Annotated in this window: 12 protein-coding genes and 1 pseudogene; 7 read left to right on the forward strand and 6 right to left on the reverse strand. The window is 65.1% G+C overall.

The annotated features are described in order from the left end of the window. The first annotated feature begins 54 nt into the window (after positions 1 to 54). Positions 55 to 786, forward strand: a complete 732-nt coding sequence (locus PPL01S_RS09510; protein ID WP_016394952.1) for an SDR family oxidoreductase — start codon at positions 55 to 57, stop codon at positions 784 to 786. Between the two features lie 26 nt (positions 787 to 812). After that, on the forward strand, positions 813 to 1,418 hold the full coding sequence (locus tag PPL01S_RS09515) for a 2-hydroxychromene-2-carboxylate isomerase (protein ID WP_016394951.1): 606 nt from the start codon (positions 813 to 815) through the stop codon (positions 1,416 to 1,418). Positions 1,419 to 1,437: 19 nt separating this feature from the next. On the opposite strand, the gene PPL01S_RS09520 is transcribed toward PPL01S_RS09515, so the two are convergent. From PPL01S_RS09520 to PPL01S_RS09535, 4 genes and pseudogenes are all read right to left on the reverse strand, one after another. Then, on the reverse strand, positions 1,438 to 1,983 hold the full coding sequence (locus PPL01S_RS09520) for a cupin domain-containing protein (RefSeq protein WP_016394950.1): 546 nt from the start codon (positions 1,981 to 1,983) through the stop codon (positions 1,438 to 1,440). A gap of 79 nt (positions 1,984 to 2,062) precedes the next feature. Then, positions 2,063 to 2,227, reverse strand: a pseudogene (locus PPL01S_RS25080) (MFS transporter); the annotation flags it as partial. 187 nt (positions 2,228 to 2,414) lie between these two features. Next, on the reverse strand, positions 2,415 to 2,948 hold the full coding sequence (locus PPL01S_RS09530; RefSeq protein WP_016394949.1) for a cytochrome b: 534 nt from the start codon (positions 2,946 to 2,948) through the stop codon (positions 2,415 to 2,417). Then, on the reverse strand, positions 2,945 to 3,997 hold the full coding sequence (locus tag PPL01S_RS09535) for a catalase family peroxidase (protein WP_028624859.1): 1,053 nt from the start codon (positions 3,995 to 3,997) through the stop codon (positions 2,945 to 2,947). The genes PPL01S_RS09530 and PPL01S_RS09535 overlap by 4 nt, the downstream gene beginning before the upstream one ends. Before the next feature lie 124 nt (positions 3,998 to 4,121). Between PPL01S_RS09535 and PPL01S_RS09540 the strand changes: the two genes are divergently transcribed. Next, positions 4,122 to 4,643: a sigma-70 family RNA polymerase sigma factor gene (locus PPL01S_RS09540; protein WP_016394947.1), complete on the forward strand. Its 522-nt coding sequence runs from the start codon at positions 4,122 to 4,124 to the stop codon at positions 4,641 to 4,643. Continuing rightward, the gene (locus PPL01S_RS09545; RefSeq protein WP_016394946.1) at positions 4,640 to 5,392 is read left to right on the forward strand and encodes an anti-sigma factor family protein; all 753 of its coding nucleotides are present in this window, start codon (positions 4,640 to 4,642) and stop codon (positions 5,390 to 5,392) included. The genes PPL01S_RS09540 and PPL01S_RS09545 overlap by 4 nt, the downstream gene beginning before the upstream one ends. Positions 5,393 to 5,686: 294 nt before the next feature. Here PPL01S_RS09545 and xthA read toward each other — a convergent pair whose 3' ends face one another. Then, positions 5,687 to 6,499, reverse strand: coding sequence for an exodeoxyribonuclease III (gene xthA / locus PPL01S_RS09550; RefSeq protein WP_016394945.1), 813 nt, complete (start codon positions 6,497 to 6,499; stop codon positions 5,687 to 5,689). Between the two features lie 161 nt (positions 6,500 to 6,660). Between xthA and PPL01S_RS09555 the strand changes: the two genes are divergently transcribed. From PPL01S_RS09555 to PPL01S_RS09565, 3 genes are read left to right on the forward strand one after another with little or no spacing between them, the layout of a single operon-like run. After that, positions 6,661 to 7,311, forward strand: a complete 651-nt coding sequence (locus PPL01S_RS09555; protein WP_016394944.1) for a GNAT family N-acetyltransferase — start codon at positions 6,661 to 6,663, stop codon at positions 7,309 to 7,311. Between the two features lie 42 nt (positions 7,312 to 7,353). Beyond that, positions 7,354 to 9,096, forward strand: a complete 1,743-nt coding sequence (locus PPL01S_RS09560) for an autotransporter assembly complex protein TamA (protein WP_016394943.1) — start codon at positions 7,354 to 7,356, stop codon at positions 9,094 to 9,096. Beyond that, the gene (locus PPL01S_RS09565; RefSeq protein ID WP_016394942.1) at positions 9,096 to 12,767 is read left to right on the forward strand and encodes a translocation/assembly module TamB domain-containing protein; all 3,672 of its coding nucleotides are present in this window, start codon (positions 9,096 to 9,098) and stop codon (positions 12,765 to 12,767) included. The genes PPL01S_RS09560 and PPL01S_RS09565 overlap by 1 nt, the downstream gene beginning before the upstream one ends. A gap of 46 nt (positions 12,768 to 12,813) precedes the next feature. Here the strand turns inward: PPL01S_RS09565 and PPL01S_RS09570 are convergent, their stop codons facing one another. Beyond that, the gene (locus tag PPL01S_RS09570; protein WP_028624857.1) at positions 12,814 to 15,099 is read right to left on the reverse strand and encodes an Ig-like domain-containing protein; all 2,286 of its coding nucleotides are present in this window, start codon (positions 15,097 to 15,099) and stop codon (positions 12,814 to 12,816) included. Positions 15,100 to 15,111: the final 12 nt, after the last annotated feature.

The following is a 15,111-nucleotide window of genomic DNA, read 5'->3' on the forward strand; positions in this document are numbered from 1 at the left end:
CGATCATAACATAGCGTTCGTTTACTAATTGATCATTCATCAATGGAGGCGCACGTGACAGAACAACAAAAAGTGGTGCTGGTGGTGGGGGCGGGAGACGCCACGGGCGGAGAAATTGCCAAGCGCTTCGCCCGCGAGGGCTACATCGCTTGCGTGACCCGGCGCCAGGCGGACAAGCTGCAGCCTTTGCTGGAAGAAATTCGCGCCGCTGGCGGGCAGGCCCATGGCTTTGGCTCGGATGCGCGCAAGGAAGAGGAGGTGGCCGAACTGGTCGAGACGATCGAGCGCGATATCGGCCAGATCGAAGCCTTCGTCTTCAATATTGGCGCCAACGTGCCGTGCAGTATCCTTGACGAAACCCCACGCAAGTATTTCAAGATCTGGGAAATGGCCTGCTTCGCCGGCTTCCTGACCGCCCAGGCGGTAGCCCGGCGGATGGTCACCCGTGAGCGTGGCACCCTGCTGTTCACCGGCGCCACCGCTGGCACTCGCGGCGCGGCCGGTTTTGCCGCGTTCGCAGGCGCCAAACATGGCTTGCGAGCATTGGCCCAGAGCATGGCGCGGGAACTGGGGTCGCGCAACATCCATGTTGCCCATGTGGTGGTGGACGGTGCGATCGATACGGCGTTCATCCGCGACAGTTTCCCCGAGCGCTACGCCCTCAAGGCGCAAGACGGCATCCTCGACCCTGCGCACATTGCCGACAGCTACTGGTTCCTGCATGCCCAGCCGCGCGATGCCTGGACATTCGAACTGGACCTGCGCCCGTGGATGGAACGCTGGTAACCCCTGGCCAACAAGGAGTGCATCACATGAGCAAGACCGTCGAATTCTTCTTCGACCTGGGCAGCCCTGCCAGTTACCTGGCCTGGACCCAACTACCCGACCTCTGCGCCCGTCATGGCGCGACGCTGTGCTACCGGCCGATGCTGCTTGGCGGGGTATTCCAGGCAACCGGCAATGCGTCGCCGGCGATGATCCCGGCCAAGGGGCGCTACATGTTCACCGACCTTGGCCGGTTTGCCGCACGCTATGGCGTGCCGTTCGGGCTGCCGCCGGGGTTTCCGCTCAATACCCTGGCGCTGATGCGCGGGGTGATCGGGACACAGTTGCAGGCGCCGACACGCTTCGAAGCGTTGCTGGCAGCGCTGTTCAACGGGTTGTGGGCTCACCGACGCAACCTTGGCGAGGCAGGGCTGCTGGAGGAGACGCTCACCCAGGCCGGGTTCGATCCGGTCGAATTTCACGCATTGGCGGCAGATGGTGAAGTGAAGGCGGCGCTCAAGCAAGCGACCGAAGAGGCTGTGGCGCGCGGGGTATTCGGCGCGCCGACGTGCTTTGTCGAAGGACAGATGTACTTCGGCCAGGATCGCCTGGACTTCGTCGAACAGGCGCTGGCTCGGCCGGAACGCCGCTAGCGGTACCGGCAGCTTGCTGTCAGAAGTTGGCCGGGGTGTTGGCGCTGATGATCTCGGCCTCATCCTGGCCGATGTTCTTGAAACTGTGCGGCAGGGTCGTGGGGATGTAGTAGCCATCGCCAGAGTTGAGAATGCTCACCTGGCCATCGACCCACAGTTCTACCGTGCCGCGGGTGACCAGGCCGCATTCCTCGCCTTCGGCATGCACGATCGGCTCGCCCGAATCGGCGCCTGGGGCATACAGTTCACGCAGCATGCGCATCTGCCGTGACTCGACACTGGCACCGACCAGCAGCATGCGCAGGCCGTTGCGGCCCAGATCCGGCTGTTCGCTGGCGCGGAACACGAAGCGCTCCTCCCGCACCGGTTCGTCGAAGCTGAAGAACTCCGCGAGCGTCATGGGGATGCCTTCGAGCAGTTTCTTGAGGGAACTGACCGAAGGGCTGACGCGGTTCTGCTCGATCTGCGAGATCGTCGAGTTGGTCAATCCGCTGCGGCGGGCGAGCTCCCGCTGGGAGAGGTTGTTGCGTTCACGCACCAGTTTGAGTCGTGTCCCCGTGTCCATAGCCGCCTTGTAATTAGAGGTGTTAAAAATAATGGGCGACGCATTAAAACACACTCTGCACGCTTGCGCGCTGTGCTTGTCAGGCCTGCTGCCCGCGCGGCATCGGCCACAGCCCGACCAGCAGCAACAGCAGGGCCACGGCCAGGAATGGCAGGCGTGGGTCAAGGGCATAGACCAGCGTCCCGGCCAGCGGACCGATTACTGCCCCCATGCCCTGGGCGGCGCCGATAGGGCCGATCAGGGCGACGAAGGCCATCATCGACATGGTGCAGGCCATCGTCACCAGTAACAGTGGTCGCACGTCCAGGGTGCGGGCGGGAACGAGGGTGGCAGAGTCCTTTGCGGCATTCATGGGGCAGTCCAGGGCAGTTCGACAGGCAAGATTAATGAGAACACTTATTGAATGTCGAGCCTGCCCGGGCTATTCGCCATCATTCGCCGCGGTGCACCGGCCCCGGCCACATGCTGCGCAATACGCCATCCCGGCGTACCAGTGCGTGCATCAGTGCAGCCCCGAGGTGCACCAGCACGGTGGCGAACAACAGGTAGCCGGCCCAGCCGTGGGCCTGGCGCAGCACCGCGTACAGTTGCAGGTCATGCGGGGCGATGGCGGGGAGCTGGAACGGGCGAGGGTAACCGCCTGCCGACAACATGGCCCAGCCCAGTAGCGGCATGGCCAGCATCAAGCCATAGAGCAGCAGGTGCGAGGCGCCCGCGGCAAAGCGTTGCAGGGGCGGCAGGTCGCGGGGCAGCGCAGGATGGGGCAGGAACAGGCGCAGGCCGATGCGTATCAGCACCAGCACCAGAAGCGCAACGCCCGTGGCCTTGTGCAGCTCGATCAGCAGCGGGTGGCGCGGCGACAGGTCGGCAACCATGCTCACGCCAATGAACAGCATGGCAATGATCAGGATCGCCATCAGCCAGTGCAGCAGACGGTGCAGCGGGTGGAAGGCGTGCGGATTCATGGCTTGGCTCCTGTGCCGAGCGATTCGCGGCTGCGGCGGTTGAACGATTCCGAATAGGCGGCCGAGCGGGCGGCGAGGATCGGGTCGGCGGAAGGTTCGATGCCGGTGGGCAGGATCAGCGGGTCGAAGTTCAGGTCGCGGCAGGCACCTTGCTCAGGGCCGTCGACCTGCTCGATGACCAGGGTGCCGGCATCCACGCTGCGCCGTTCCGCTGGCCAGGGCTTCGCCGGGTCGTCCACCGCATCGCCGGGTTCGGCCAGGACCAGGCGCAGGGTCCAGCGCAGGGGGGCCTGTGCCAGGCGCTGTTGCAGGTCATGTTGCAGCAGCTGCTTGTCATCGACCTGGCCAGGCAAGGGCGAGAAAGCGGTCTGCGGTTCCATCTGCCAGCGCACCGGGTGCGCTGCGCCGCCTGCATCGATCAGGCGGAAGGCATTGATGCTGTGGTACTGGGTACTGGCGAAACTGTCGCTGGGCTTGTAGTTCCCGGCCCACTGGCGGAAGGCCGCGCTTTCCGGGTGAACGGCAAAGAATGCCTGCATCTTTGCAGGGTTTGGCTTGCCGGTGGCGGGGTCTGGCGCGCCGGCCAGTACCTGTTCATAGAAGCCTTGGGGGTTGCTGACGGCCAACACCGGTGGGTTGTTCATGCCGGTGCGCCACACCTGGCCATCGTCGGTGCTCAGCTGGATCGCCAGGCTGCGTACCGGAACGCCGGTATCGGGTGCGAACGGGTTGCTGCCGCCGATGGCGAAGCGGCCGATCACCGGCACGCGGGCCTGGCTGAAGGCGCGCGCGGTCGACAGGGTGGCGGCCTGGCCGGAGGGCTGGAAGTAGCCGCTGACGCAAAGGCCCTTGGCGTGGTTCTTGCGGTAGCCGGGGTAGTGGCCGGCCTGGGCCTCGAAGGTGTCGATGATGCGTTGTGGCGTCAGTCGTGGCCCGCCGATCCAGCCGGCGGCATAGGCGAAACCTGCGCCCATTGCCAGCATCACGGCGCCGATGCCGGCCAGGCGCAGGGCCTTGGCGGGACCGTGCAAAGGTGAGTTCATGGTGATGTTCCGGTTCAGTGAAGGTGCCCGTACGACGGGGCAGGGGAAAACTTATTCCATCGCCGGGAATAAATTTTGTGGCCAGGCGTCTGCCCCATACACTGACAACCCCAAAGGCCGGTAACTTGCCATGCACGACCTGGACGAACAGCAGTGGCGCGAACTGCTGCAGCGCTTGCGCCGCTTTGCCGTGTGGCTGACCCGCGAGCCTGGCAGCGCCGATGACCTGGTGCAGGCCACGGTCGAGCGTGCCTTGGGCCGACGCGGCCAGCAACGCGACCCCGACGCCTTGCGGGCCTGGTTGTTCACCATCCTTTACCGCCTGTTTCTCGACACCAAGCGCCGCGAGCGCCTGCATGCGCGCTGGTTGTCCTGGTTCGGTCGGGGCGAGCAGGGCGAGGAAGCGCTCGGCGGCAATGTCGAAAGCATCGTCCTGGCCCATGCCGACCTGCAGGCGTTTGCCCACCTTTCGACCGAACAGCGTGCCCTGCTGTTGCTGGTCAGCATCGAGGGGCTGAGCTACAAGGAGGCTGCCCTGGCCTTGAACATTCCCATCGGCACGGTCATGTCGCGGCTGTCCCGCGCACGCGGCGCGTTGCGCGACCTGACCGAAGGCAAGCCCCAGCCACCGGCCATGCGGAGACTGAAATGACACGCCTGATACCCAGCGAAGATGAACTGCACGCCTATGTCGACGACCGTCTGGCGCCGCCCCGGCGTGCCGAGGTACAGGCCTGGCTGGCAGTCAATCCGCAGGAAGCGGCGAGGATCGAGGCCTGGCGCAGCGATGCTCGGCGTCTGCGCGCCGCGCTGGCGGGGTTTGCCGAGCAGCCGGGGGCTGCGCAACTGGACCTGGGCAAGCTGCAGCAGCGCTTGCGCCAGCGTCGACAGCGGCGCCTGGCGTCCGCAGCGGTGCTGTTGCTGGCCCTTGGCGTAGGCGGCGTGGGTGGATGGCAGGCCAGGCAGGCGACCTGGGCCGGCAACGAGCTGCCCATGGCCGATGCGCTGCAGGCTCACCGCTTGTTCGCCGGCAGCCAGGCACTGGACATTCAGGCGAGTGACCCGGAGCAGCTGCGGGCGTGGCTCGACAGGCATTTTCAGCAGGTAGGGCAATTGCCGGATCTGGCGGGGTATGGTTTCCGGCCGGTCGGTGCACGGCTGCTGAGCAACGAGCAGGGGCCGGCGGCATTGCTGGTGTTTCAGGACCGCACGGGTCAACGCATCAGCCTGTTCCTGCGATCACCGGGTGAGCGTTACCCGCACATGCCACAGGGGCAGCGGGTCGATGGGCAGCTGGAGGCGCGTTACTGGTCGCATGGGGCGTACAACTTTGCCTTGGTCAGTGCGGCGAACGATGTGCGCGGGGCGGGGGTGGGCGAGGCGTTGCGGTTGGGGTTGTAGGTGTGTCGCGAGGTGGCCTGGCGCGAGATATTCAGTGTTCATGAGATCGAGCGCCGCCCGCGCGGCTAGCCTTGTTGGCATGACGCGATTTTTGCGGTGGCGCCGGTCTCACCACGATTTTTCGCCAGGCGCCAAAGGCGAACAACCATGGCCTGACAGACCGTGGCACGTTGCAACAAATGTAGGAGCGGGCTTGCCCGCGATGCGCCGCGCGGGCGGCGCTCGATTTCGAGGGCACCGACAACATCAAGACATGCGCCTGGCCGCCCTCATGCGATCTCAACCCGGAAAAACTCAGCTCAATTCCAGCCAGATCGGCGCATGATCCGAGGGTTTCTCCATCGCCCGCAGCTCATAGTCCACGCCCGCGGCCTTGATCCGCGGCACCAGCTGCTGCGAAGCCATGATCAGGTCGATGCGCAGGCCACGCTTGGGCTCGTCCTCGAAGCCACGGCTGCGATAATCGAACCAGCTGAAACGGTCGGTCACTTGCGGGTACAGATGACGGAAGCTGTCCACCAGGCCCCAGCCCTTCAAGCGTTCCATCCATTCGCGCTCTTCCGGCAGGAAGCTGCACTTGCCGGTCTTCAGCCAGCGCTTGGCGTTGTCCGCGCCAATGCCGATGTCGCAGTCCTGGGGCGAGATGTTCATGTCGCCCATCACCAGCACCGGCTGATCCTGCTTGAACTGCCCCTCCAGCAGCGCCTGCAGGTCGCTGTAGAAGCGTTGCTTGGCCGGGAACTTGGTGGGGTGGTCGCGGCTTTCACCCTGAGGGAAGTAGCCGTTCATGATGGTGATCGGGTTGCCGTCGGCATCGGCGAAGGTGCCCCAGATGAAACGGCGCTGGGCATCCTCCTCGTCACTGGCGAAGCCCTTGAACAGGCTCAGCGGCGCCTGGCGCGAGAGCAGCGCGACCCCATAGTGGCCCTTTTGCCCGTGGTAGTGCACGTGGTAACCCAGGGACTGGACATCGGCCAGGGGAAACTGATCGTCGCTGACCTTGGTTTCCTGCAGGCCGATCACGTCCGGCTGGTGCTTTTCGATCAGCGCCGCCAGCTGGTGCGGGCGAGCCCGCAGGCCATTGATGTTGAAACAGACGATCTTCATGGAAAGACGATCCTGGTAAAAGGCCGGATGCTAGCCGACATCGGACTTGATCTCCAGCATGGCGGCTTCACCAAGGCGCTGCTAACGTGCAGTCAGGGGTGAACGATGCGCACTGCGACACCTCCAAGGCACAGATGCCCATTCCAGGAGGACGCCTCGCAATGCCCGAAATCACGCTCGCCAAGGCCCGTATCTGCGCGCTTGATGATGGCTACAGCCGTGAAGCACGCTCGCTGCTGTACCATGCCTACCGTCATGAGCCCACCTTTGCCTATATCTTCGAAGCCCAGCGCCCGGGCTATGAACGACGCTTGCGGGTGATGGTGCGCGAGTGGGTGCGCCAGCACTTCTATCTGCAACTGCCTGCGATCGGCCTGCTGCTCGATGACCGCTTGATCGCCCTCGCGCTGATCGTGCCACCGCAACGCCGGTTGGGCGTGGCCGACAGTTGGGCCTGGCGCTTGCGCATGCTGCTCGGCACAGGCCAGCGCTGTACCCGCCGCTACATGGACTACCAGGCGGCACTGGCCAGTTGCCTGCCCACAGGCAAGGTCCACATGCTGCCTCTGCTGGGCGTGCACCCGGAGTTTCGCGGCGCTCACTACGGCGAGCAATTGTTACAAGCTGTGCACGACTGGTGCGCTGAAGACCCCAACACCCAGGGTGTGGTGCTCGACTCCGGCAATGAGCATTACCTCGCTTTCTACGAGCGCCAGGGCTACCAGGAGATTGGCGAGGTCGCCGTGGGGCCGATCCGAGAGCGGGTGTTCTTCCACCCCAATCCGCTGGCATCCATGCCCGCCACCGCCTGAGGCGTGCCCCGTTGAGCGGCCGGCTCTGGTAGCATGCGCGGCATGACGTATTCAGGAAGACTGACCTGGGGCCTGGTAATCTGGGCCGCCAGTTTCGCAGCATGGGGCCAGAGCGAGTTGCTGGTGCAGGTAAAACCCGCCAACAAGGCGCTCAAGGCCAATGTCGAAGGCTATATCGGCAGCCTTGGAGACCGCGACGAGGAGGCGCTGTTGCGCTTCAGCCGCGGGGCGCAGGAGCAGGCGCGCAAGGCCGCGCAGGCACTTGGCTACTATCAGGCGCAGATCGAAACCGAGGTCAAGCCGCCGACCAAGGCCGACCAGCCGGCAAAACTCATCATTCATATCGAGCCAGGCGAACCCGTGCGCCTGCGCAATGTGACCGTGCGCATCGAAGGGCCGGCCGGCGAGATGAAGGCCTTTCGCGTGCCCGACAGCAGAGCCCTGCGTGCGGGCGACCCCCTTAACCATGGCTTGTATGGGGACGCCAAGCGGTTGATCCAGAACCAGGCATCGCGCTATGGCTTCTTCAGTGGCCGCTTCACTCGCCAGCGCCTGGCGGTCGACCCGCAGGCCGGGGTGGCCGACATCGAACTGGTGTACCAGAGTGGCCCGCGCTATCGCTTGGGCGCCGTCAAGTTCAGCGGTGACTCGCCGCTGGACGAAGACCTGCTGCAACGCATGGTTTCATTCAAGCCCGGCACGCCCTATGACTCGGAACTGATCGCCGAGCTCAACAACGATCTGCAGTCGAGCGGCTACTTCGAAGGCGTGCGGGTCGATGCCGCGCCCACCGCTGCGGTGGCTGAAGAAGTCCCCGTGGATGTCCGCCTGGATGTGCGCAAGCCCAGGACCCTGGGCCTGGGCCTGGGTTTTTCGACCGACGTCGGCCCGCGCGGCAAGGCCAACTGGACGCGCCACTGGGTCAACCCGCAGGGGCACAGCTACGGCTGGGAAACCGAATTGTCGGCGCCTCGGCAGAACGTCGGCCTGTGGTACGACGTGCCCCTGGACCCACCGCTGACCGACAAGCTGCGGTTCGCCGGCGGCTACCAGAATGAAGAGATTGCCGGCACCGACACCCTCAGCAAGCTGCTGACCGTCGGCCCTGAATGGCACAGCAAGTTGCCCAGCGGCTGGCAGCGGGTCATTTCCCTCAAGTACCAGCGTGAAGAGTATCGCCTGGGCGACGATTCGGGCCTGAGCAACTTGTTGATGCCTGGCGTCAGCTTTTCGTACCTGCGCAGCGACAACCGCATCGACCCGCACAACGGCTATCGCCTGCAGGTCGACACGCAGGCCGCCAAGGAAGGGCTGGGCTCGGACACCAACCTGGTGCACGGCAATGTGCTGCTCAAGGGCTTGACCACTTTGGGCCATGACCATCGCTTGCTCGGCCGGGTGCAGTTCGGTGGCAGTGCAACCAATGGCTACAAGAACAACATCCCGCCGTCACTGCGTTTCTTTGCCGGTGGCGACCAGAGCGTGCGTGGCTACGACTACCAGACGCTGTCGCCGAAGAACAGCGACGGCGACCGCATCGGTGGCCGCTACCTGGTGGCGGGCAGTGTCGAGTACCAGTATTCCATCACCGAAAAGTGGCGCCTGGCGACGTTCGTCGACCAGGGTAATGCGTTCAATACCCTTGAGTTGCCCAGCCTGAAGACCGGTGTCGGCTTTGGCGTGCGCTGGGTTTCGCCGGTGGGGCCACTGCGCCTGGACCTGGCGAAGGCGCTCAATGACGACGGCGGAATTCGCCTGCACTTTTCCATGGGGCCTGAGCTGTAATGCGTGCGTTGAAAATCATCCTGCTGGGCGTGCTCGGCAGTGTATTGCTGGTGGTCCTTGCCCTGGGCCTGTTGCTGGGAACCGAAGGCGGCAGCCGCTGGGCGCTCGGCTTGGTACCGGGCCTTGAGGTCAGCGGCTTCCAGGGGCGCCTGGGTGGCAGTTGGCAGGCGAGCGCGTTGAGCTGGAGCGATGCCGACAACCGCGTCGAGGTGCAAGCACCACAGCTCAACTGGTCACCCGCTTGCCTGCTCCGGGCCACGCTGTGCATCGAACAGTTGCAGGCCGAGCGGATCGACATGGCGTTCGCACCCAGTGACCAGCCTGCAGAAAGCGGCCCGTTGCAGTTGCCGGTGCTGCGCCTGCCAGTGGCCATCGAGCTGGGCGAGGTCAAGCTAGGCAAGCTGCGCCTCGATGGCAGCGATCTGCTGGGTGACTTGCACCTGGCGGCGCACTGGACTGCCAGCGGCCTGCGGATCGATGGTCTGCAGCTGCAGCGCGATGACCTGCAACTGAGCCTGCAGGGCGACCTGCAGCCCGAGGGCGACTGGCCTGTGCAACTGCAGGGGCAGGTGCAATTGCCCAAGGTGCAGGGGCAGGCCTGGCAACTGGCACTGACAGCCAAAGGCGAACTGCAGAAAACCCTCGAACTCGACGCGACCAGCAGCGGTTACCTCGATGCACGCATTACAGGCACCCTGCAGGCGTTGGCCGAACACCTGCCGGCCAGGCTGCAGATCCGCTCGGACGCGTTCAAGCCAGCGGCGTCGCTGCCAGATACGCTGCAGCTCGAGCAACTCGTGCTTCAAGCCGAAGGTGATTTGCTCAAGGGTTATCAGCTGTCCGGTACTGCCAGCCTGCCCGCCGAGCAGGCGCCGATCGCCCTGGCCCTGACGGGCAAGGTCGATGCCAAGGGGGCGAAACTCGATGCCCTGGACCTCACGGCCAGCGACAGCCAGAGCGTCAAGTTGCAGGCCAGCGCCGACTGGCAGAAAGGCCTGGTGGCCGATGCCCAGCTTGATTGGCAGGACTTCCCGTGGTTGCGGCTCTATCCACTGGAAACGCCACCCCAGGTCACACTCAAGCGTTTCAACGCCCAGGTGCAGTACCGCGACGGTCATTACCAGGGCGCATTCAATGGCGACCTCGATGGCCCTGCGGGCGCTTTCACCGTGGCCAGCCCGTTCGACGGCGACCTCAGCCAGGTACGCCTGCCACAGTTGGCCCTCGCCGCAGGGCAAGGCAAAGCCGCCGGCAGTGTCGCAGTACGCTTCGCCGACACAATGGCATGGGACGTCGACCTGCAATTGTCGGCACTCGACCCGGCCTACTGGCTCGCCGAACTGCCCGGAAACCTGGCCGGGCCGCTGCGCAGCAAAGGTGAAATGAAGGGCGATCAGCTCACCCTTGATGCGCAGCTCGACCTCAAGGGCCGCCTGCGCGGCCAGCCCGCGCTGCTCAAGGTCGAGGCCCAGGGCGCCGGACAGCAATGGACGCTCGGCACCCTGGCCGTGCAGTTGGGCGACAACCGCATCAATGGCAGCGGTAGCCTGCAACAGCGGCTGGCCGGGCGTGTCGACCTCGACCTGCCACGGTTGGGCCAGCTGTGGCCCCGGTTGCAAGGGCAGGTGAAGGGCCGACTGGATGTGAACGGCACGCTGGAGGCACCCCAGGGCAACCTGACCCTGCTGGGTCAACAACTGGCGCAGGCGGAAAACCGCATTCAACGGCTCGACCTGGACGCGCGCCTCGACGCCGCCCAGCGCGGTGTGATCGATCTCAAGGCCAATGGAATCCGCCTCGGCGATACCGTGCTGGGCACCTTGCAGGCCAATGGCAAGGGCGACATTCGTCAGCAGGCCCTGACCCTTGCCCTCGACGGCCCGCAATTGAAGCTCGACCTGGGCCTTGACGGCCAGCTGAGCAAGGGCGACTGGCGCGGCCGCCTGGCCAGCGGCAGGGTCCAGGCCGGTGGCCAGGACTGGCAGCTGCAGGCCCCGGCCCGGCTACAGCGGCTGGCCAGCGGCCAATTGGACTTCGGCGCCCATTGCTGGCGCTCCGGCCAGGCCAGTCTGTGTGGCGAGGATCAGCGCCTGGCACCGGAACCGCGCCTGCGTTACCACCTCAAGCAGTTCCCGTTGCAAAGCCTTGCGCAGTGGTTGCCCAAGGACTTTGCCTGGCAGGGCCTGCTCAATGCCGACGTGAACCTGGATATTCCGGCCAGTGGCCCCAAGGGCACGGTGAGCATCGATGCCAGTGGCGGTACCCTGCGGGTACGCGACAAAGGCCGCTGGGTCGATTTCCCGTATCAGACGCTGCGCCTGGACAGCAGCCTGGCGCCGCGCCGTGTCGATACTCGCCTGGCGTTTCGCGGCGAGCGTCTGGGCGAGCTTGCCCTCAATACCCGGTTGGACCCCTTGGCCAAGGACAAACCGCTGTCGGGTGATTTCCGCCTGACCGGCCTGGACCTGTCGATCGCCCGGCCATTCGTGCCGATGGTCGAGCGCCTGGCGGGGCAACTGAACGGCAGTGGCCGGTTGTCCGGCACCTTGCTGGCCCCGCAAGTCAACGGCAGCCTGGTGCTCAGTGGTGGCGAAATCAGTGGCGCGGAACTGCCGGTCAGCCTGCAGGACCTGTCGCTGCAGGCCTTGATCGCAGGCGAGCAGGTGCAGCTTGACGGAGGCTGGCGCAGCGGTGACGCCGGGCGTGGCCAGCTGACCGGCCAACTGACCTGGGGCCAGGCCCTGGGCATGGACCTGCGCCTGCGCGGTCAACAATTGCCGGTTACCGTCGAACCCTATGCCACGCTCGAAGTGGCGCCGGACCTGAACCTGCGACTGGTCGACGACAAGCTGGCGGTGACCGGCAAGGTGCAGGTGCCCAAGGGCAAGATCACCGTGCGCGAACTGCCGCCGTCGACCGTCAAGGTGTCGGACGATACGGTCATCGTCGGCCACCAGACCGAGGAGGGCAAGGCGCCCATGGCCATGGACATGGACATCGATGTGGAGGTGGGGCGGGACAAGCTGTCCTTCAGCGGCTTCGGCCTGACCGCCAACCTGCTGGGCCACGTGCACATCGGCGACAACATGGACACCCGTGGCGAACTGAGCCTTGCCGATGGCCGCTACCGGGCGTATGGCCAGCGCCTGACCATCCGCCGCGCCCGGCTGCTGTTCGCCGGGCCCATCGACCAGCCCTACCTGGATATCGAAGCCATACGCCAGGTCGATGATGTCATCGCCGGCATTCGCCTCAGCGGCAGCGCCGAGCAACCCACCACCAAGGTGTTCTCGGAACCGGCCATGAGCCAGGAGCAGGCGTTGTCCTATCTGGTGCTGGGGCGCCCGCTGGGGACTTCGGGCGAGGATAACAACATGTTGGCCGAGGCTGCCCTTGGCCTTGGGTTGGCCGGCAGCGCCGGGATCACCGGCAGCCTGGCATCGAGCCTGGGAATCGATGATTTCCAACTGGACACCGAAGGTTCCGGCAACACCACCAGCGTGGTAGCCAGCGGCAACCTGACGGAGAAATTGAGCCTGCGTTATGGGGTCGGGGTGTTCGAACCGGCCAACACCATCGCGTTGCGCTACAAGCTCAGCAAGAAGGTCTACCTTGAAGCGGCCAGTGGCCTGGCCAGCTCCCTGGACATTTTCTACAAGCGCGACTTCTGACTTCATGTGGGACCCCGCCTCCGGTCAAGGAGGCGGGGGCGACCTGCTACTGGATTACCAACGGTACTGTGCGCACGGTGCCCAGCGAGGATCGGATCGTCACCGTCGGGTTGGCGCTCGGCACGACGGTCGTGGTGGTGGTCGAGAGCCGCCAGCGGCCGGTGACCGGCACTGTGGTGGTGCCCAGCGTGACCAGCCCGTTGGCGGTTGTAACCTGGACGGTGAGGGTGTTGCCGACCACCGCCGAGGAGGTCCCGGACAAATCCCAGGTGTAGCGATCGTTGGCGCGCACCCGTGCGACGGCGCTGGTCACCTGCAAGTTTTCCTGGCTTACCTGGGGTGTGACCTGCACGGTGACGGTGGCCGGTGCCGAGAGTGTCCCGAAGGTATCCCGGACCTGGTAGGTGAAGCTGGTGGCGAAGGCAGTGGTGACAGTCTGCGGTGCGGTGTAGGTCACCACTGTGCCGTCGGTACTGACACTGCCCTGGCCAGCCGCCGGCTGGGTCAGGATCAGTACGGTCAAGGGCGTGCTGCCGGAGTCGTTGAGCAACACATTGAGCGTCAGCGTTCCGCCCTGGCTGGCAGCGGTGTCGTTATTGGCGACAGGCGCCGGGTTCGGGGTCACATTGACCGTGACCGTTGCCGGCTCCGAATCGAGCCCTTTGCTGTCCCTGGCGATGTAGCTGAAGGTCGCCTGCAGCGGGACATTGCTGGCCGGTGGTGTGTAGGTCAGGCTGGTGCTGCCGTTGAGCGCCACCGTACCCTGGCCTGCTGCCGGCGGCGCGAAGCTGCCGATGGTCAGCGGGGTGTTGTTGTCGGGGTCGCTGTCATTGGCCAGCACGTTGATGGTGATCGGCACGCCCGCGTTGGTGCTGACGGTGTCCGCCACGGCCAGCGGTTTCTGGTTGTCTGCAGGGGCGTCGATGATCCCGCCGACGGTCACTGGTTCGCTGTCCGATCCGCCGGCAGCCGACTTGACCGTAACGCTTTCCGGTGGCTGGGTCAGGTCATCGACCACCAGCGTTCCGTCTGGTGGCAGCGGCCCGTACCCCTGGGCGACGAGGCCAGGATTGAGGACTTTGTCGCTGGAGCTCGCGGTAATGGTCAGGCGGTGATCGTTCGGGTCATATCGAGCGGTACTGACTTTCACCACATCGACAGGTGTGCGTGATACCGAGGTGGGTTTGGTCGCGCCAGCCGATTCGCTGGCTGTCAGCACCACCACGGCGGGCGGCGCGGCGGGGGTCGCGAAGGTGGTATAGAAGTAGCCGTTGTTGTCCGTCAGCAGATTCGCGTTGGGCAGGCACGGTCCGGGTGGTGTGCCGGTGAGGGTAAGGGTAGTGCGGTAGCACACCGTCGATGCAGCCGGGGCCTGGGTGCCGCTGTTGGTACGCAACGAGTCGGCGAATATTTCGACCCGCGAGCCGTTGCTGTCACGCTGGTAGGTGATGCGCTCCACTTCCACGGGCGTCTGGCTGCGGTCGTCGTAGATCTTGCCGGAGATAGCGAACACATCGGTGCGCAGTGTGCCCGCAGGCCCCGAGATTTCCAGATAGTTCTGCGGGTTGCCCTCGTCATCGAGGACCGGGCTGCCGCGCACCGCGTCAGCGAGGTTCGGGTCGCCCACGAACTTCTCCTGCAGGCCGGTTTCCGGGTTGGTCTCGGTGAAGTAGCGGGCGATTTCCATGCCGGCTTCGTTGGTCAGGCTGTTGGGGGCGGTCGCGCTGTACAGGAACGGCCCGAGGGCGCCCTGCAAGGCCCCCGAGTAGTTGAGCGTGGCGATACCGATATCACTGGTGTCGTTGATCGCCCGCCGCCCCGGCGTGGCAACGACATACACCTTGGTACCGTACGGATGGCGTACGGTGTACATGCCCGCGGTGGGAACCGCGGCGCGAATACGGATGCGGGCGAAGTTGTGCTGTTCGCCATCGACGATCTCGCCTTCGCCGGCCACCGCTTCCAGTGCAGCGACGTACTGCTCGATGCCGAAGGTTCTGTCACCGACGCTGCCGTCGGCGGCGAACCAGAAGCTTTCACCAGGCCAGTTGTTGGGGAAGATGATGGGCTCGGCGGGGTTGAAGCCGCCCTCGGCGGGAATGGTGCACATGTAGCCGGGGGCGGCTGCGGTGCCTGGTGCGCGGGAGCTGACTGTCCTCGACAGGCAGAGCTCCAGCTTCACGCTGTTGAAGTCCTGGTACCACATGGGGAACCGGCCGGTGGCGAGGGTGTAGGGCCCCGGGTCGAAACTCTGCAGGGCGGCGTTGGCACCGCCCGCCATGGCGATGGACAGGCTCAGTGTGTTGAAGATGAAACGTGGCCACTTGTTCATGTTACCTCCTGG

The organism is Pseudomonas plecoglossicida NBRC 103162 = DSM 15088 (genome assembly GCF_000730665.1).
GTDB classification, from domain to species: Bacteria; Pseudomonadota; Gammaproteobacteria; order Pseudomonadales; family Pseudomonadaceae; genus Aquipseudomonas; species Aquipseudomonas plecoglossicida.

Excerpts from the sequence above, each read along its gene's own strand:
- PPL01S_RS09515 (WP_016394951.1), top strand. The coding sequence starts at position 813 with ATGAGCAAGACCGTCGAATTCTTCTTCGACCTGGGCAGCCCTGCCAGT.
- PPL01S_RS09520 (WP_016394950.1), bottom strand. The coding sequence starts at position 1,983 with ATGGACACGGGGACACGACTCAAACTGGTGCGTGAACGCAACAACCTC.
- PPL01S_RS09530 (WP_016394949.1), bottom strand. The coding sequence starts at position 2,948 with ATGAATCCGCACGCCTTCCACCCGCTGCACCGTCTGCTGCACTGGCTG.
- PPL01S_RS09540 (WP_016394947.1), top strand. The coding sequence starts at position 4,122 with ATGCACGACCTGGACGAACAGCAGTGGCGCGAACTGCTGCAGCGCTTG.
- PPL01S_RS09545 (WP_016394946.1), top strand. The coding sequence starts at position 4,640 with ATGACACGCCTGATACCCAGCGAAGATGAACTGCACGCCTATGTCGAC.
- xthA (WP_016394945.1), bottom strand. The coding sequence starts at position 6,499 with ATGAAGATCGTCTGTTTCAACATCAATGGCCTGCGGGCTCGCCCGCAC.
- PPL01S_RS09555 (WP_016394944.1), top strand. The coding sequence starts at position 6,661 with ATGCCCGAAATCACGCTCGCCAAGGCCCGTATCTGCGCGCTTGATGAT.
- PPL01S_RS09560 (WP_016394943.1), top strand. The coding sequence starts at position 7,354 with ATGACGTATTCAGGAAGACTGACCTGGGGCCTGGTAATCTGGGCCGCC.
- PPL01S_RS09565 (WP_016394942.1), top strand. The coding sequence starts at position 9,096 with ATGCGTGCGTTGAAAATCATCCTGCTGGGCGTGCTCGGCAGTGTATTG.
- PPL01S_RS09570 (WP_028624857.1), bottom strand. The coding sequence starts at position 15,099 with ATGAACAAGTGGCCACGTTTCATCTTCAACACACTGAGCCTGTCCATC.